Source organism: Sphingomonas sp. ASV193, from assembly GCF_040203355.1.
Taxonomy (GTDB): domain Bacteria; phylum Pseudomonadota; class Alphaproteobacteria; order Sphingomonadales; family Sphingomonadaceae; genus Sphingomicrobium.
Window position 1 is genome coordinate 208,267 of record NZ_JBEHBW010000002.1, and the last position, 17,010, is coordinate 225,276.

Sequence of the window (17,010 nt, forward strand, 5' to 3'; positions counted from 1 at the left end):
GGCGGCGGACGGGTTTCGTCAGTCGGCGCGCTTGTCGGGCAACACCAGCGCCGCCGCCCCCGCGCGCGGGCGGATGAAGGTCCGCTTGATCGTCGGCCAGCGCGCCTGCGCCTCGTCCTCGATGCACTCGACCAGCCGCTCGACGTCGCCCGCGCTCATCGAGTCCTCGAAATCGACGCTCATCAGCACGGTGATCGAATCGGGCGAGGAATGGAGCGTCAGCACGTCGCCAACCCCGGTCACCCCGCGCTGACGTTCGGTCAGCGCCTTGAGCCCGTCGACCATCTCGGGATCGGCGCTCTCCCCGATCAGCAATTGCTTCGATTCGGCGGCTAGGAGCCAGGCGGTGAAGCCGAGGATGATCCCGATCACCACCGACGCCGCCCCGTCGAAAAACGGGCTCTTCAGCAGCAGGGTCAGCGTCAGCCCGACCGCGGCGACGAGGATGCCCGCCATCGCCGCGCCATTTTCGAGCAGGACGATGAACGCCGGCGGGTCCTTTGAGCGGGTGACCGCCTCGAACCAGCCGAGGCTGCCCTTGGCCGCCTTGAATTCCCTGAACGCCGAGACGGTCGATCCGCCCTCCATCAGGAAGGCGACCGCCAGCACGCCATAGGCCCAGCCGGGGCTGACCGGCTCCTCGGGATGCTGGATGTGGATCACGCCCTCGTAGATCGACACTCCCGCGCCGAGCGCGAACACCATCACCGCGACGACGAAGCTCCAGAAGTAAATCTCGCGCCCGTAGCCGAGCGGATGAAGCTTGTCGGCCGGGCGCCTGGCGGCGCGGCGCCCCCACAGCAAGAGCAGCTGGTTGGCGCTGTCGACCACCGAGTGGACCCCCTCGGTCAGCATCGCCGACGAGCCGGTGAAGGCGGCGGCGATGAACTTGCTGATCGCGACGCCGAGGTTCGCGGCAAAGGCGATCCACAGGGTCCGGTTGTTCTCGTGTCCGCCTGCCGATCGTCCGCTCATGGCGCGGGCTTAGCGCGGTCGGCGGCGATGTCCACCGGCCAGCCGCGCCAGCCGAGCATCGCCTGGTAGCTGTCGGGAGCGCGCGGCAACGCGGCGCGCGCCTGCCAGCCGGTGGCGAGCAGCGCGGCGACCAGCGCGACCGACCCGGTCAGCGCGAGCGGGCTCGGCCGCCGGTCGGCGAGCAGCACCAGCGCGAGCGGCGCGGCGACGATCGTCCACAAGTGATAGCGCAGGTCCGAGGCGATGCTGACCACCACGAAGCTCGCCTCGAGCGCCAGCGCCGACCCCGCCAGCGCGAACGCGATCCGCCCCGCCGGCTCGTCGCGCGTCCACGCGGCGATCGTCCCGACCAGCGCCAGCGCGGTGAACAGGATCGGCCAGCCGAGCGGGCTGTCGGCCTGGCGGTCGGCGAGCCCCTGCCACGCGATCGCCGCCGGTCTCCTCGGCGCGACGAGGCCGAGGTCGTTGGGCTCGGCCTCGTCAGGCGGCCCCGCACCGATCAAGCCGTCGGGCACTCGCCACCGCTCGGTCGAATTCCAGTGCGCCGCGCGGTGCAGGGCATAGGCCAGCGGATGCGCAGCCACCTGCCCCGCCCAGGCACGGTAGAGCGCGCCGCTCGGCACTTCCTCCTGCAGCCGGTCGATATCGGCCTGGCACCCGCCCTCCTCCTCGCCCAGCGGGTCCCACCAGTAGGGGGACGCGCAATGGCGCGCGCGGATGTCGGCCAGCTCGTCGGCGGTGAACGGGCTTCCCGTCGGCGCGGCAATCCCGATCGCGGCGAGGTCGTAGAGCGGCAGCGTCTTGTCGACCGCGCTCGCGCTCGCGCCGATCAACCGGTGGTTGACGACCGGCGCGGCGACCAGCGCGATCCCGACCAGCGCGGCGGTCGCAACCGCCTGCCGCACCCGCCCCGCCCCGGGCCACGCCAGCAGCACCGCGAGCGGCGCGACCGCGAAGATCGCGTTGGCGCGGAGCAGCGCGGCATAGGCAAGCAGCAGCGCGACCGCGAGCCACCCCAAGACGCCGACCCGTCCCCCGCCGAGCCGCCCCCCACCGAGCCGCGCGAACGCGACGATCCCGCTCGCCGCCAGCATCGCCCCGAGCAGCTGGCAATCCTTGAGCAGCACCGCCTGCCAGCCGAGCGTCAGCGGCATCGCCGCCAGCCCCAGCACGAGCGCCGCCGCCACCGGCCGCCCGGCGCGCGCCAGCCCCGCCGCGATCGCGCCGAACCCCGCCCAATAGGTCGCCATCTGCAGCACCAGCATCGGGCCGCCCGCTCCGCCGAACAGCCGGTGCAGGCCGTGCCACACCCACGCCATCACCGGCGGGTGCCAGTCGTCATATTGGCCGTCGAGCGCCTGGCGATATTGCGCCAGCGTGTCGTACATCGCGATCCCGGGGTGGAACAGGGCAAGGCTCGCCGCGAACCCGACCAGTGCCGCCGCGGCGAACGCCAGCGGCCAGCGCGCCGGCGCCGCCGCCCTGCCCCGCCGCTGCCCCCGCGCGCGGGTCAGATGTGGATCACCCGCCCGTCGGCGGCGAGCACGCTCTCGTGCATCATCTCGCTCAGCGTCGGGTGCGGGAAGACGGTCTGGATGAAATCCTCGTCGACCAGCTCGGCCTGCTTGCCGACGGTATAGCCCTGGATCAGCTCGGTCACCTCGGCGCCGATCATGTGCGCGCCCAATAGCTCGCCGGTCTCGGCGTCGAACACCGTCTTGATGAACCCGTCGGTCTCGCCCAGCGCGATCGCCTTGCCGTTGCCGATGAACGGGAACTTGCCGGTCTTGACCTTGTGCCCCACCTCCTTGGCCTTCGCCTCGGTCATCCCGACGCTGGCGACCTGCGGGTGGCAATAGGTGCAGCCGGGGATGTTCGACTTGTCCATCGCGTGCGGATGGACCTGCTTGTTGCCGAGCGCCTGCGCGATCGCCTCGACCGCGATGATCCCCTCGTGGCTCGCCTTGTGCGCCAGCCACGGCCCCGGGGTGATGTCGCCGATCGCCGAAATCCCGGCGACGTTGGTGCGCATCAGCCCGTCGGTCTGGACGATTCCGCGCTCCATCGTCACGCCGAGCTTGTCGAGCCCGATGTTCTCGGTGTTCGGCACGATCCCGATCGCGACGATCGCGTGGCTGAACTTCAGCTCGGCAACCTTGCCGTCCTTGCCCTTGATCTTCGCGGTCACCCCGTTCGCGTCGGCCTTGAGGTCCTCGATCCCGGTCGCGGTGCGGATCGTCATACCCTGCTTGGTCAGCGATTTTTCGAGATGCGCCGAAATCTCGGCATCCTCGACCGGCACGATCCGGTCGAGCATTTCGACCACCGTCACCTTGGCGCCCATGTCGTTGTAGAAGCTGGCGAACTCGATCCCGATCGCCCCCGACCCGATCACCAGCAGCTCGGTCGGCATCTCGGGCGGCACCATCGCGTGGCGGTAGGTCCAGATGCGCTTGCCGTCGGCGGGGGCGAACGGCAGGTCGCGCGCCCGCGCCCCGGTGGCGACGATGACGTGCTTGGCCGACAGCGTCTCCTTGCCCTTCTCGCCGCTCACCTCGACCTTACCCGGCGCGGTCAGCACGCCGCTGCCCATGTGCACCGCGATCTTGTTCTTCTTCATCAGGTGGGTGACGCCCTGGTTGAGCTGCTTGGCCACCGCCCGGCTGCGCCCGACGACCTTGCCCAGGTCGGGCTTGATCTCGCCGCTAAGCGCCAGCCCGAAGCTGTCGGCATGCTTCATGTGATGAAGCATTTCGGCCGAGCGAAGCAGCGCCTTGGTCGGGATGCAGCCCCAGTTGAGGCAGATGCCGCCGAGGTTCTCGCGCTCGACGATCGCCGCCTTGAGCCCGAGCTGCGCCGCGCGGATCGCCGCGACATAGCCGCCGGGGCCCGAACCGAGGACGATGAGGTCGTATGAAGGTTCAGCCATTGCTCTCTTTCCCGATTGCGCGCGGCTTGCCCGCCGCGTCCAGCGCGACGAAGGTGAACTCGCCCTCCGCCACCAAAATCTCATTGTTCCCGTCGCGCTCTCGCGCGATCCCCTCGGCGCGAAGCCGCAGCGAGGTACGCCCTTCTTTCAGCGGCTCGACGTAGACGCTGAGTTCGTCGCCGACCGCCATCGCGCCGGGAATCTTCAGAGCGTCGGCGGCGACGAGGATCGCCTTGCCCCCGGTCCGCCGCGACACGAAGCTCCCGCAGGCAAGCCCCATCTGCCCCATCAGCCAGCCGCCGAACACCCCGCCATAGGGGTTGGTGTCGGCCGGCATGGCGGTGGTGCGGATCAGGGGTTCGCGCATCGCCAGGCGGCTAGTTCCGGTGCCAGTTGAAGAACAGCCGTGCCGCGATCGCGCCCACCGCCGCGACGGGAATCGAAAACAGCAGCCCGGGCGACGTCTCCGACGGCCGGATCGTCCCCGCCCCGGCCCAGCTGTTGAGCCACAACCCATCCTGCCCGCCGAACGCCAGCGGCAGGATGAACCCGAGGATCGCGCCGAGGATGAGGGCCGAAACCCACCTCATCTCAGGCGACCAGCCCCATCGGGTTCTCGCACAGCTCCTTGAACGCCTTCATCAGCCGCGCCCCGTCGGCGCCGTCGATCGCGCGGTGGTCGAAGCTGCCGGTCGCCGACATGACCGTCGCGATCTCGAGGGCGTCGCCGACCACGTAGGGACGCTTCTCGCCCGCGCCGATCGCCATGATCATGCCCTGCGGCGGGTTGATCACCGCCTCGAACTGCTTGATCCCGTACATCCCCATGTTCGACAGGCTGGCGGTGCCGCCCTGGTACTGGTGCGGCTGGAGCTTGCCGTCCTTCGCCGCCGCCGCCAGTTCCTTCATCTCGTTCGAGATCTTCGACAGCGACTTGTCCTCGGCCCCGGTGACGATCGGGGTGATCAGCCCGTTCGGGATGCTCACCGCGACCGAAATGTCGGCGCGCTTGTACTGGATCAGCGTGTCGCCGCCGAAGCTGACGTTGCACTCGGGAACCTCGATCAGCGAGACGCCGAGCGCCTTGATCAGCAGGTCGTTGACGCTGAGCTTGACCCCGCGCGAGGCGAGCCCGGCGTTGAGCTCGCCGCGAAGCTTGAGCAGCGCGTCGAGCCGGATGTCGACCGTCAGGTAGATGTGCGGCACCTGCTGCTTCGACTCGGTCAGCCGCCGCGCGATCGTCTTGCGCATGTTGCTAAGTTTGACCGCCTCGTGCGGCGTGTCGCCCGGATCGACCGGCGCGGGCTGCGTAGTGGACGCGGGGGCAGGGGCAGGGGCCGGAGCCGCGGCGACTGCGGTGGGCGCAACCGCGGGCTTGGCCGCGCCCTTGCCGAGGTCGGCGCGGACGATCCGCCCGCCAGGCCCGCTGCCGGTCAGCGAGGAAAGGTCGATCCCCTGCGCCTCGGCCAGCCGCCGCGCCAGCGGCGAGGCCTTGATCCGCTCGCCGCTGCCGCCCTTCGCGGGCTGCGCGGGGGCGGGCGGAGTCTCGCCGCCACCCTTGGCGGGCGGCGCGGGCTCGGCCGCCTTGGCGACTTCGGGTTCGGGCTTGGGCTCGGGCTTGGCGGCGGGTGCCGGGGCTGCTTCCGCGCTTTCGCCTTCCTCGCCCAGCATCGCGATCAGCGTCCCGACCTTGACCCCGTCCGAGCCCTCGGGGACCAGGATCTTGAGCACGGTGCCCTCGTCGACCGCTTCGAACTCCATCGTCGCCTTGTCGGTCTCGATTTCGGCGAGGATATCGCCCGACGACACGCTGTCGCCCTCCTTGACCAGCCATTTGGCGAGCGTTCCCTCCTCCATCGTCGGCGACAAGGCGGGCATCTTGAGTTCGATCGGCATTCGGCGTTCCCGTGGTTGCTTTTCGAGCGCTTCCAAACGCCAACGCGCCCGCCGGGTCAAGTGCGCCCGCTTGCGCCGCGCCCGACTTTGTGCGCAGCCTGCCGCCGCGACGCGAGAGGAGGGCAGCCGTGGCACGCACCTATCTGGTGGTGATCGACGAAAGCGACGAGGCGCGGGTCGCGCTCCGCTTCGCCGCGCGCCGCGCGAGCAAGACCCACGGCGCGGTCGAGGTGCTCGCGGTCACCCAGCCGCAGGACTTCGTCCAGTGGGGCGGGGTCCAGGCGGCGATGGAGGAGGAACAGCGGCTCCGCATCGAGGCCAGCGTCGCCGCCGCGGTCGGCGAGATCATGGACGCCGCGGGGATCAGGCCGCACATCGTCGTCAAGGCGGGCGACCCGGTGACCGAAGTGCGCGCCTATGTCGGCACGCGCGAGGACATCGCCGCGCTGGTCCTCGGCGCCGCCGCCTCGGGCAGCCCCGGCCCGCTGGTCGCCGACTTCACCGGCAACGACGCGGGCAAGCTCCCCTGCCCGGTGATGGTCATCCCCGGCGGGCTAAGCGAAGACCAGCTCGAAAAGCTGAGTTAAGGGCGGTTTGCGTCGACGACAAAACTGTGCATGAATTCGACATCCGCTACTCTTTGTGGCGGAAGTAATGGGGGGTTTCATGCTTCGTCTCACAGTCGCCGCTTCTGCGGCATTGCTCATTTCGTCTTCCGCCCTCGCTCAAGCCAATGGTCAAGCCGCTCTCGCCGCGCCGCAGCGCGCGACGATCGTGTCGCCGGACGGCGGTAACGTTCTTCGCGCGGGGGTGGAGATTCCGCTCCGCCTCGAAGAAAGCCTCGACTCGAACGACAAGACCGTCCGGGAAGGCAACCGCTTCAGGATGACCGTCGCCAGCGACGTCATGCTCGGTCGATCAATCGTCATTCCGGCCGGAAGCCCCGCGACCGGCGAAATCACAGATGTCCGGCGCAAGGGCATGTGGGGCAAGTCGGGACGCATCGTCGCACGCGTCTTGAGCGTTCGCGTCGGCGACCGGCTCGTTCGACTTAGCGGATCGTTCGACGACAAGGGAACGACCGGAACGGCCGGCGTGGTCGGTGCAGTCGTCCTCCTGCCGGTGGCGGGCTTCTTCATGACCGGGACCAGCGCCAAGATCCCGGCGGGCAGCGGGGTCAAGGCGTTCCTCGACGAGGATCTGACCATCGCGTCGGCCACCCCGGCCCCCGCGCCGCAGCCAGCGGCGGTCGTGATCAAATAATCAGATCGCGCTGGACAAAATCTGCGCCAGCCGTTCACAGCCCGCTTCGTCGTCCGCGTCGAAGCGGGCTTTTTTCGGGCTGTCGAGGTCGAGCACCGCGAGCAGCTTGCCGTCGCGCACGATCGGAACGACGATCTCGCTCTCGCTCGCCGCGTCGCAGGCGATGTGGCCGTCGAACGAATGGACGTCCTCGACCCGCTGGGTCTCGAGCGTCGCCGCCGCCGCCCCGCACACCCCTTCGCCGAACTTGATCCGGATGCACGCCGGGCGCCCCTGGAACGGCCCGACGACCAGTTCCTCGCCCACGTTCCGGTAAAATCCGCACCAGTTGAGGTCGGGCAGGCTTTCCCAGATCAGCGCCGCCGCATTGGCCATGTTGGCGACCCCGTCTCGCTCGCCCCCAACCAGCCCTTGGAGCGCGCTCGCGAGGTCGCGATAGAGCGTCGCCTTGTCCGCCGCTTCGATCCTGAAATCGTACATCTAGTCCAGCCTCACCTTGCCGCGTCCGGCCTTGATCGCGCCGCGGCTCTTTTTCGTCTCGACCCGCTTCGCCTTCGCCGCGCGCGACGGCCGCGTCGGGCGGCGCTTGGCCTGGACGATGTGGGCCTCGGCGACCAGCTCGGCAAGCCGCCGCCGCGCGTCCTCGCGGTTCGCCTCCTGCGTGCGATAGCGCCGCGCGGTGATCACCAGCTCGCCCCCGGCGGTCAGCTTGCTCCCCGCCAGCGCCTTCAGCCGCGCATAGGCGGCGGGCGACAGGCCGAGCCGGAAGACGTCGACCCGAAGCTGGCACGCGGTCGCGACCTTGTTGACGTTCTGCCCGCCGGGCCCGGTCGCGGCGAGGAACTTCTCGCTCAGCGCCTCTTCGGGCAGCCGCACCTCCTCGGGCTTCACGGCAGGAAATCCAGCCAGCGACCGAACCGGTCGGGGACCGGTGCGATGACGTCGACCGGCTCCTTGGGATCGCGCGGCACGAACAGCCGCCACGCGTGGAGCAGCATCCCGCTGTCGGGCAGCTGCATCGCGCCCAACGGCGCGTCGTCGGCGCGCGAATAGACCGGGTCGCCGACGATCGCCGCCCCCAGCCCGCGCGCCGCGTGGACCCGCAGCTGGTGGGTCCGCCCGGTCTCGGGGCGAAGTTCGAGCAATGTCTGCCCCTCGGCCTCGCCGAGCCGCTTCCAGTGGGTCCGCGCCGCCTTGCCCGCCGCAGGGTCGACCACCATCCGCCACCCCCCGCGCGCGGTCGAGAATTTGGCGACCGGAAGGTCGATCGTCCCCTCGTCGGCGCCGAGCGTCCCGTCGATCACCGCGAGGTAGGCCTTGCGCACCGCCCCACCCTCGAACGCCTGCTGGTATTGCGCGCGCGCCTTGGGGTTGCGCGCGAACAGCAGGCAGCCCGAGGTGTCGCGGTCGAGCCGGTGCATGGCGACCGGCGGCCGGCGAAATCCGAGGTTGAGCTCGCCCAGCCCGACCCGCGCCTCGACGCTGTCGCCGCCCCCGCGCGGGGCGTCGACCGCCAGGCCGGCGGGCTTGTCGATGACGATCGTCGCACCGTCGACGAAGAGGATCTGCTGTTCGAGGCTCACCACCGCCCCCTGCGCGATGTGATGCAATGTTGCAACGCCGCCCCCTCTTTACGAAGCTTTACACAAGATTAACCTTTTGGGGCGAGAAGCCGAATGGTTAATGACGGCTTCAACGTCGTTAAGCGCGTCCTAAAGAGGCGCGGCGGGCGACGAGGAACAGGGGTTTGGAACGATGCGGGTTCTGCTGATCGAGGACGAAGAGACCATCGCCAAGAGCATCGAGCTCATGCTCGGGACCGAAGGCTTCAACGTCTACACCACCGACCTGGGCGAAGAGGGCTTGGACCTCGGCAAGCTCTACGACTACGACATCATCCTCCTCGACCTCAACCTGCCCGACATGCACGGCTACGACGTGCTCAAGAAGTTGCGCACCGCCAAGGTCTCGACCCCGGTGCTGATCCTGTCGGGCGTGGGCGAGATGGACAGCAAGGTCCGTGCGCTGGGCTTCGGCGCCGACGACTATGTCACCAAGCCGTTCCACCGCGACGAGCTGGTCGCGCGAATCCACGCCATCGTCCGCCGTTCGAAGGGCCACAGCCAGTCGGTCATCCGCACCGGCAAGCTGGCGGTCAACCTCGACGCCAAGACGGTCGAGGTCGACGGCAACCGCGTCCACCTGACCGGCAAGGAATATGCGATGCTCGAGCTCTTGTCGCTTCGCAAGGGCACGACGCTGACCAAGGAAATGTTCCTCAACCACCTCTACGGCGGGATGGACGAGCCCGAGCTCAAGATCATCGACGTGTTCATCTGCAAGCTGCGCAAGAAACTGGCGCTGGCCTGCGGCGGGGAAAATTACATCGAGACGGTGTGGGGCCGCGGCTATGTGCTTCGCGACGTCGCCACCGACGAGGCGGAAGCCGCCGCCTGACACGGTTTTGCACGGGGGCGATCGGACGGCGGGGCGGCAACGCTCCGCCGTTTTGTTGCCCGAAAGCGTCATTTCCTGATTTAAGTGAAATTGTTGGTTGAAAACGGAACGATCTTCCTCGACAATGCTTTGACTCGGTTATCGCGTCTAAGGGGTATGTTATGTCGAAGTTTCGGATGGGTGTGTTGATCGCCGTGATCGGCGTCTGTCAGAGCGTGCCGGCGTTTTCGCAGATCGCTGGCGGCGGCGGCGGTGGCGGTGTCCCGGGTCCGGAAATCGGCGCCGGTGTCATCGGCATGGGCCTCGCGATGGGTGCTTACCGCTTCATGCGTCGTCGCATCGCCCGCTAAGCAGTTTGCAGATCGCGGCCACGCCGCGCGCAGAGATCGGCGTTAACCGCGCCGGTCTTTTTGCGTTTCTGGCGGTCCTTCTCCTCGTCAACAGCGAGCTTCCACTCGCCGCGCAGGACGTCGCGGCGGAGGGTTTGTGGCGCTCGGGCCTCAACCTGTTCGCCGTTGGGCTGGTGTTCTACGTCGCCGGTTTCGCGTTCATCACGGTCGCCCGCGCGGCAGATGATGAGCCCGTCCGGCCGCTCGACTGGCTGGCGGCGGTCGTCGTCAGCCTGCTCGCGCTGGTCCCGCTCCACTGGTTCGCCAAGTCGGCCTTCGTCCCGCTCGCGGCCTATGCGCTCGCGACCTCGCCGCGCGAAAGCCCGGTGTGGCGAATCGGCGTCGTCGCGGCGACCTTCGTCGGCGGGGCCTTCCTGCTCAGCGCCTTCGCCGAGCCGATCCTCGCGCTCGACGCGACGATCGTCCGCGCGGTGACGGGAAGCAGCGGCTACGGCAACGTGGTCGACACCGACTTCGTTCCCGGCTCGAACCAGATCACCCACGTCATCATCCTCGAAGCCTGCTCGTCGTTGAAGAACCTGTCGCAGGCGACGATCCTGTGGGCGAGCCTGACGCAGATGTTCCGCACCCCGATCACGCGCCCGATCGTCCTTGCGGGAATTGCCGCGGGGGTCGCCGTGGTCGCCACCAACGTCGTGCGGATCGCCGCGATCGTGCGCTTCCCGCAATATTACGAATGGCTCCACCACGGCCCGGGCGCGACCCTGTTCGGCCTGGCCTCGCTCGTCGCCTGCGGCGCGATCCTATGTGCGGCTATCCTCCATGCCTCGCAACCTCGCCGCGCTTAGCGCCGGCGCGCTGGTCGCCGTCCTGTCGGTCGTCGGGAAGCTCGCCTTCCTCGGTGGCGACGTCCGGCCCGTCACCGACGTCGCGGTCGGCGCGATCGCCAGCGATCTCGACCGCCAGGGCCTGACCGCGCATCTCGTCCGCGCATTCGAGGGTCCGATCGTCGTCGCGGGCCGAGGACCGTGCGAGATGGCGGTCCGCCCGCTCAAGGCGTCGGGCGACAATCGCGACCTCAGCGAGCGCGAACTGTCGGGCTTCCCGCGCCACCGCTACATTTACGAGGGCTCGCTGTTCGACCGGGCGCCGAAGACCCGGCCCTACCTCGCCTTCCAGCTCGCCCGCGCCGCCAACCGGCTGGGAATCGGCGTCAGCTGGTCGCCGGTGCTGTCGGTCGCCGACAATGGCCGCTGCCAGCCCGAAGACCTGCCGATGAAGGTCGAGGCCGCGCCCTTCGCGCGGATGTGAGCGGCTCGCTCAGGCGTCGATCGGGGCGCGGCGGACGCGGCTCGGGAGCTTGACCGCCACCGGCTCGTCGATCGTCTCGAGCGGGCGCCAGCCGTCGCGCGCGAGCCGCTCCATCGGCCGGAAATTGGTCTTGTAGGCCATCCGGTCGCTGCCCTGCACCCAATAGCCGAGGTAGACGTAGGGCAGGCCGGCGCGCGCCGCGCGCTGGATATGATCGAGGATGATGAAGGTCCCGAGTCCCTTGCGCGCCTCCTCGCCGACATCGAAGAAGCTGTAGATCATGCTCAGCCCGTCGGCCTGCTGGTCGGTCAGGCACGCGCCGACCAGCCGCCCCGGCCGCCCGTCAACCGACGGCTCGCGATATTCGACGACGTAGGAGCGGACCGGGGTCTGCTCGATCATGTCGGCATAGTCGTGCTCGTCCATCTCGATCATCCCGCCCGACGGGTGGCGGCTGGCGAGATAGCGGCGGAGCAGCGCATATTGCTCCTCGGTCGACCACGGCTTGCACGCGCTGACCTCGAGGTCGGAATGGCGGCGGATCAGCTTGCGCTGGGTCGAGGTCGGGGCGAACTCGCCCGCCACGACGCGAACCGACACGCAGGCGCTGCAATCGATGCAACTCGGGCGATAGGCGACCGATTGCGAGCGGCGGAAGCCGATCCGCCCGAGCGCCTCGTTGAGCTCGCCCGCGTTGCGCCCGGTCAGCTCGGTGAACACCTTCCGCTCGACCTTGCCGGGCAGGTAGGGACAGGGCGCGGGGTTGGTGACGAAGAATTTGGGAAAGCGGAACGGTGCGCTCAAAGCTTCGGTCTCCCTTCCGCCGCCCGATGGTTACGAAATCCTTTATGCGCTCGCTCAACGCGCGGGGGAAGAGGCGGATGCGTCGTTTCGACACGAAAATGACGCCCTGTCCCGCGCTGGGGCGGAACGGGGTTAACGTCAGTCGAGCGCGGCGCGGGTGACGTCGAACCCGCCGCGCTCGAGCCGGGTCACCAGCGCGTCGATCGCGGCGGCGTCGCGCGCCTCGGCCTCGACCTCGATCACCGTGTCCTTGGCGGGCAGCGCGGTGAAGATGCGGTGGTGCTGGACCTCGATGATGTTGACTCCCGAGGCGTGGAAGCAGGCGGTGATCGCGGCCAGCGCGCCGGGCCGGTCGGCGGCGGCGATCCGCAGCCGCGCGATCCGCCCGCAGCGGACCAGCTCGCGCACCAGCACGTTGGCCAGCAGGTGGGTGTCGATATTGCCCCCGCACAGCACGGTCGCGACCTTGCGCCCGGCATAGCGCTCGGGCTGGGCGAGGATCGCCGCGACCCCGGCCGCGCCCGCGCCCTCGACCACCGTCTTCTCGATCCCGACCAGCAGCGCCACCGCGCGCTCGAGGTCGCGCTCCTCGACCAGCTCGATCCGGTCGACATGGCTGCGGATGATCTCGCGGGTCAGCTTGCCCGGATATTTCACCGCGATCCCCTCGGCCAGCGTGTCGCCGCCGATCGGCCCGTTGCCGCCCTCGATGACGTTCTTCATCGACGGGTAGAGCTTCGCCTCGACCCCGACCACCTCGATCTCCGGCCTGATCGCCTTGGCGGCAAGTGCGATCCCGCTGATCAGCCCGCCCCCGCCGATCGGCACGACCAGCGTGTCGAGGTCGGGGGTCGCGGCGAGCATCTCGAGCGCGAGGCTGCCCTGCCCGGCGATCACCGCGGCGTCGTCGAACGGGTGGACGAACGCCAGCCCTTCCTCGGCCTCGAGCTGGTACGCGCGCTCGAACGCGTCGTCGACCATCTGCCCGTGGAGCACGACCCGCGCGCCATGCCCCTCGGTCTGGACGACCTTCACCGTCGGGGTCGGCTCGGGCATCACGATCGTCGCCGGGATGCCCAGCCGCCGCGCATGATAGGCGACCGCCTGCGCATGGTTGCCGGCCGAGGCGGTGACCACCCCGCGCGCCGCCTGCCCGGGGGTCAGCTGGAGCAGCTTGTTGAGCGCGCCGCGCTCCTTGTAGGCGCCGGTGTGCTGGAGGTTCTCGAACTTGAGCCACAGGTCGGCGCCGGTCCGCTCGCTGAGCAACCGGCTGCGCTTCATCGGCGTGTCGACGATCGCCCCTTCGATCCGGCTGGCGGCGGTGCGGATATCGTCGAGGGTCGGGAAGGCATCGGTCATGGCCCGCGCGGCCTAGCCCTTCCCCGCGCGGGCGACAATGCTATGCCGCTCGCATGACCAAGCGCATCCTCCTCGCCGCCCTGCTCGCCGCCTCGGCCACCCCGGCGCACGCCGACACGCTCTACGCCCACGCGAACGGCCTTCGCGCGACCCCCGACGGCCATCTCGAGCATTTCTCCGGGCTGCTCGTCGGCGACGACGGCAAGGTGCTGCGCGTGCTTCACGGCGAGCAGCTCAAGCTTCGTCCGGGCACCCGCGTGGTCGATCTCGGCGGCAAGGCGATGCTCCCCGGGCTGATCGACGCGCACGGCCACGTCACCGATCTCGGCTTCTTCCTCACCCGGCTCGACCTCACCGGCACCCGCTCGCTCGCCGAAGTCAAGGCGCGGCTCGCGACTTACGCGAAGGCGCACCCCGCCGCCCCGTGGATCATCGGCTTCGGCTGGAACCAGGAGCAGTGGGCCGACAAGAGCTTCCCGACCGCCGCCGACCTCGATTCGGTCGTCGCCGGGCGCCCGGTCGTGCTCCAGCGCGTCGACGGCCACGCGATCGTCGTCAACTCGGCGGCGATGCGCGCGGCGAAGGTCACCGCCGCGACCCGCGCCCCGGTCGGCGGCGAGATCCGCGACGGGCTATTCGTCGACATGGCGGGCGAGCTGATTTCCAAGGCGATCCCCGATCCGACCCCGGCCGAACTCGACCGCGCGCTGGCCGAGGCGCAGGGCGCGCTGCTCGCCGTCGGGATCACCGGGGTCGGATCGATGAGCACCACCATCCCCGACTGGCAGGCGTTCCGTCGCGCAGGGCAGCGCGGCACGCTCAAGGTCCGGCTGATGGCCTATCTGCTCGGTCCCGAGGCGATCCGCTCGGTCCCCCACCCGACCGGCTGGCTTTACGGCGACCGGCTGCGCGCCGCGGGGATCAAGCTGTTCGCCGACGGCGCGCTCGGCTCGCGCGGGGCGTGGCTCAAGGCGCCCTACGCCGACAAGCCCGATTCGCGCGGGCTGCGCTTCCACTCGGACGCCGAGCTGCTGGCGCAGGCCGACGCGGCGGCGAAGGCGGGCTTCCAGGTCGCGACCCACGCGATCGGCGACGCCGCCAACGCGCAGGTGATCGGCGTTTACGAACATCTGTCGAAGCGCTACGGCACCGACCGGCGCTGGCGGATCGAGCATTTCCAGATCGTCGATCCCGCCGACATCCCGCGCCTCAAGCCCGCCGGGATCATCGCCTCGATGCAGCCGACCCACCAGACCAGCGACCGGACGATGGCCGAGGCGCGGCTGGGGACCAACCGGCTCGGCGGTGCCTATGCGTGGCAGAGCGTCGATCGGCTCGGCATCCCGCTGGCGTTCGGCAGCGACTTCCCGGTCGAAAGCCCCAACCCCTTTCCCGGCCTCGGCGCGGCGATCAGCCGACAGGACCCCGGTGGCAATCCGCCCGGCGGCTGGCGCCCGCAGGAACGGCTCTCGCTCGGCCAGGCGCTCCACGCCTTCACCCGCGGCGCGGCCTACGCCGGGTTTGCCGAAACCCGGTTCGGCGCGCTCGATCCCGGCCAGTGGGCCGACTTCATCATCGTCGACCGCGACATCGAAAAAGTCGATCCGCAGGCGCTGGCGAAGACGAAGGTGCTCGAAACGTGGATCGCGGGCCGGCGCGTGTTCAGCGGGACTCCGGCAGTGCCTGCGCCCGTGAAGTGAGCATCGCCGGGGTCAGCAACTGGGGCAGCTCCTCGGGCGGCCGGCCGGGAACGTACCACAAATAGAGCGGCACTCCGGCGCGGCCCCGCGCCTCGAGGAAACGCCCGATCGCCGGGTCGCCGTTGGTCCAGTCGCCCGCGACCACCTTGACCCCGTGCGCGGCGAAGGCGTCGCGCACCGCCTGCCGGTCGATCGCCCCGGCCTCGTTGACCTTGCAGGTCAGGCACCAGTCGGCGGTGAAATAGGCGAACACCGGCTCGCCCTTGGCAAGGTGCGACGCGACCCGCGCCTCGCTCCACGGCTCGGCCCCGTCGAGCTCGCTCGATGGCGCGGCGCGCGGCGGGACCAGCAGCGCGGCGGCGAGCGCCGCCGCGACCGCCCCGCCGAGCGCGAGCGGCGCGCTCCTCTTCCCGCTCCGCTGCCGCGCCCCCGCGAGCAACAGCACCAGCGCGAGCAGCAGCGTCGCGGCGAGCCCGACCAGCAGCGCCCGCGTCCCGCCCTGCCGGTAGAGCAGCCACAGGCAGGCCGCCGCGCTCGCCGCCATCGGCAAGGCGAGGAAGCGCTGGAGCCGCGCCATCCACGGACCCGGCCTGGGCAAGCGGTTGCGAAGCGCGGGGACGAACGCCAGCGCGACGAACGGCAGCGCGAGCCCGAAGCCGAGCGCCGCGAACACCGGCACGCTCGCCACCGCCGGGAGCGCCAGCGCGCTGCCGAGCGCGGCACCGAGGAACGGCCCGGCGCAGGGCGTCGCGACGAAGGCGGCGAGCAGCCCGGTGCCGAAGCTTCCCGCCGGGGCCTGGCTGCCGCCGAGCACCGGCAGCTCATACGCGCGCAGCAGGTTGAGCGTGATCGCGCTCGCCAGCAGCAGCAGCAGGATCGTCGTCCTCGGATCCTGCAACTGGAACGCCCAGCCCGCCGCGCTGCCCCCAGCGCGGATCGCGAGCAGCGCCGCGCCGAGCGCGCCGGTGCCGACGATTGCGCCGCCCGCATAAGCCAGCGCCTCGCGCCGCGCCGCGCGCTCGTCGCCCCCCGCGCGGGCGAGGTGGACGCCCTTGAGCGCGAGGATCGGGAAGACGCATGGCATCAGGTTGAGCAATATGCCCCCCGCCAGCGCGCCGAGCAGCGCGGGCAGGATTGCGCGCGCATCGGTCGACGTCGGGGCGAGGTCGGGCACCGGCCCCGGCACCGCCGCGACCTCGAGCCCGCGCCCGTCGCCAAGCGCCAGCACCCCGCCGAGCGCGGTCGGCGTCGCGGCCCCGTCGGCGCGGGTCAGCGTCACGACCAGCAGGTCGCCCTCGCGCGCCACCGGCTGCGGCGCGGCATAGTCGATCACGTCCTGGTCGGCGGGAAAGAAGTAGGGCTCGGCGACGCTCACGCTGGCGGGCAGCGGGATGGCGAGCTTCAGCGCGCCGCCCTGCAAAGCGAACCGCGCCGGGGCGGCGAGCGGACGCGGCAGCGCGCGGCGAAACTGGTCGAACCGCGCCTGCTGGGTCGGGGCGCCCGGGCCCACCGGCACCGACAGGCTGATCTCGGCACGCTCGGGAACGCAGATCTTGTCGGTGCAGGCCAGCCAGCTCGCCTTTCCGCTCAGCGCCGCGGTCCCGCTTGCGCCGGCGGGCACGTGGAGCCGGGTCAGCAGCGCATAGTCATGCTCGTAGACATAGTTGACCAGCCCCGCGACGAGCAGCTTCTGCGGCACCGGGAAGCGGAGCGGATCGAGGCGCGCCCCCGCCGGCAGCGTCCACTCGACGGTCAGCGGAAGCCCCGCCGCACCGGGATTCTTCCAGTACCCGTGCCACCCCTGCCCGGTATGCATGACGATCGCGACGTCGACCGTCCCGCCAGGCGCGACCGGGCCCTCGGCGACCATCTCGGGAACGATATGCGTCGCCTGCGCCATCGCGGCGCCGGGCATCAGCAGGGCGAGGAGGAAGAGCAGTCGGCGGATCACGCGCTCCCCGCTACG

General features: G+C 70.2%; 19 protein-coding genes. 7 read left to right on the top strand and 12 right to left on the bottom strand.

Annotation, left to right across the window (positions count from 1 at the left end):
- Positions 1 to 18: 18 nt before the first annotated feature.
- The 6 genes from ABDK56_RS04980 to ABDK56_RS05005 form a co-directional block, all read right to left on the bottom strand.
- Positions 19 to 975, bottom strand: coding sequence for a cation diffusion facilitator family transporter (locus ABDK56_RS04980; RefSeq protein WP_349807031.1), 957 nt, complete (start codon positions 973 to 975; stop codon positions 19 to 21).
- On the bottom strand, positions 972 to 2,363 hold the full coding sequence (locus ABDK56_RS04985) for a hypothetical protein (protein WP_349807032.1): 1,392 nt from the start codon (positions 2,361 to 2,363) through the stop codon (positions 972 to 974). Before ABDK56_RS04985 ends, ABDK56_RS04980 begins: the two co-directional genes overlap by 4 nt.
- 122 nt (positions 2,364 to 2,485) lie before the next feature.
- Positions 2,486 to 3,904 (bottom strand): dihydrolipoyl dehydrogenase, encoded by a 1,419-nt coding sequence (gene lpdA / locus ABDK56_RS04990; protein ID WP_349807033.1) that lies wholly within the window; start codon positions 3,902 to 3,904, stop codon positions 2,486 to 2,488.
- Positions 3,897 to 4,271 carry an acyl-CoA thioesterase gene (locus tag ABDK56_RS04995; protein WP_349807034.1) on the bottom strand — a complete coding sequence of 125 codons (375 nt, stop codon included), beginning with the start codon at positions 4,269 to 4,271 and terminating at the stop codon, positions 3,897 to 3,899. The genes lpdA and ABDK56_RS04995 overlap by 8 nt, the downstream gene beginning before the upstream one ends.
- A gap of 10 nt (positions 4,272 to 4,281) precedes the next feature.
- Entirely contained in the window at positions 4,282 to 4,494 is a 213-nt protein-coding gene (locus ABDK56_RS05000) for a hypothetical protein (protein ID WP_349807035.1), read from the bottom strand.
- A gap of 1 nt (position 4,495) precedes the next feature.
- On the bottom strand, positions 4,496 to 5,800 hold the full coding sequence (locus tag ABDK56_RS05005; RefSeq protein ID WP_349807036.1) for a pyruvate dehydrogenase complex dihydrolipoamide acetyltransferase: 1,305 nt from the start codon (positions 5,798 to 5,800) through the stop codon (positions 4,496 to 4,498).
- 128 nt (positions 5,801 to 5,928) lie between these two features.
- Here ABDK56_RS05005 and ABDK56_RS05010 point away from each other — a divergent pair, with 128 nt between their 5' ends.
- Positions 5,929 to 6,387, top strand: a complete 459-nt coding sequence (locus tag ABDK56_RS05010) for a universal stress protein (RefSeq protein ID WP_349807037.1) — start codon at positions 5,929 to 5,931, stop codon at positions 6,385 to 6,387.
- A gap of 67 nt (positions 6,388 to 6,454) precedes the next feature.
- Entirely contained in the window at positions 6,455 to 7,063 is a 609-nt protein-coding gene (locus ABDK56_RS05015; protein WP_349807038.1) for a hypothetical protein, read from the top strand.
- Here ABDK56_RS05015 and msrC read toward each other — a convergent pair whose 3' ends face one another.
- From msrC to ABDK56_RS05030, 3 genes are read right to left on the bottom strand one after another with little or no spacing between them, the layout of a single operon-like run.
- Positions 7,064 to 7,543, bottom strand: coding sequence for a free L-methionine (R)-S-oxide reductase MsrC (gene msrC / locus ABDK56_RS05020; protein WP_349807039.1), 480 nt, complete (start codon positions 7,541 to 7,543; stop codon positions 7,064 to 7,066).
- Complete coding sequence (gene arfB, locus ABDK56_RS05025) at positions 7,544 to 7,954, bottom strand: alternative ribosome rescue aminoacyl-tRNA hydrolase ArfB (protein ID WP_349807040.1); 411 nt, start codon at positions 7,952 to 7,954, stop codon at positions 7,544 to 7,546. It abuts the gene before it with no gap.
- The gene (locus ABDK56_RS05030) at positions 7,951 to 8,646 is read right to left on the bottom strand and encodes an RluA family pseudouridine synthase (RefSeq protein WP_349807041.1); all 696 of its coding nucleotides are present in this window, start codon (positions 8,644 to 8,646) and stop codon (positions 7,951 to 7,953) included. The genes arfB and ABDK56_RS05030 overlap by 4 nt, the downstream gene beginning before the upstream one ends.
- Positions 8,647 to 8,818: 172 nt before the next feature.
- Here ABDK56_RS05030 and ctrA point away from each other — a divergent pair, with 172 nt between their 5' ends.
- From ctrA to ABDK56_RS05050, 4 genes are all read left to right on the top strand, one after another.
- Positions 8,819 to 9,520, top strand: a complete 702-nt coding sequence (gene ctrA / locus ABDK56_RS05035) for a response regulator transcription factor CtrA (RefSeq protein WP_349807042.1) — start codon at positions 8,819 to 8,821, stop codon at positions 9,518 to 9,520.
- A 161-nt stretch (positions 9,521 to 9,681) separates the two neighbouring features.
- Positions 9,682 to 9,870 (top strand): hypothetical protein, encoded by a 189-nt coding sequence (locus ABDK56_RS05040; protein WP_349807043.1) that lies wholly within the window; start codon positions 9,682 to 9,684, stop codon positions 9,868 to 9,870.
- Positions 9,871 to 9,875: 5 nt separating this feature from the next.
- Complete coding sequence (locus ABDK56_RS05045; protein WP_349807044.1) at positions 9,876 to 10,718, top strand: exosortase/archaeosortase family protein; 843 nt, start codon at positions 9,876 to 9,878, stop codon at positions 10,716 to 10,718.
- Positions 10,693 to 11,181 (top strand): hypothetical protein, encoded by a 489-nt coding sequence (locus tag ABDK56_RS05050; RefSeq protein ID WP_349807045.1) that lies wholly within the window; start codon positions 10,693 to 10,695, stop codon positions 11,179 to 11,181. Before ABDK56_RS05045 ends, ABDK56_RS05050 begins: the two co-directional genes overlap by 26 nt.
- A 9-nt stretch (positions 11,182 to 11,190) precedes the next feature.
- Here ABDK56_RS05050 and ABDK56_RS05055 read toward each other — a convergent pair whose 3' ends face one another.
- Positions 11,191 to 11,985, bottom strand: coding sequence for an arginyltransferase (locus ABDK56_RS05055; RefSeq protein WP_349807046.1), 795 nt, complete (start codon positions 11,983 to 11,985; stop codon positions 11,191 to 11,193).
- 138 nt (positions 11,986 to 12,123) lie between these two features.
- Positions 12,124 to 13,344, bottom strand: a complete 1,221-nt coding sequence (locus ABDK56_RS05060; RefSeq protein WP_349807047.1) for a threonine ammonia-lyase — start codon at positions 13,342 to 13,344, stop codon at positions 12,124 to 12,126.
- 53 nt (positions 13,345 to 13,397) lie between these two features.
- Here ABDK56_RS05060 and ABDK56_RS05065 point away from each other — a divergent pair, with 53 nt between their 5' ends.
- A complete protein-coding gene (locus tag ABDK56_RS05065) occupies positions 13,398 to 15,044 on the top strand; it encodes an amidohydrolase (RefSeq protein ID WP_349807048.1) in 1,647 nt (548 codons plus the stop codon).
- Here the strand turns inward: ABDK56_RS05065 and ABDK56_RS05070 are convergent.
- Entirely contained in the window at positions 15,007 to 16,995 is a 1,989-nt protein-coding gene (locus tag ABDK56_RS05070) for a protein-disulfide reductase DsbD family protein (RefSeq protein ID WP_349807049.1), read from the bottom strand. The two genes, ABDK56_RS05065 and ABDK56_RS05070, sit on opposite strands and share 38 nt — an antisense overlap.
- Between the last annotated feature and the right edge of the window lie 15 nt (positions 16,996 to 17,010).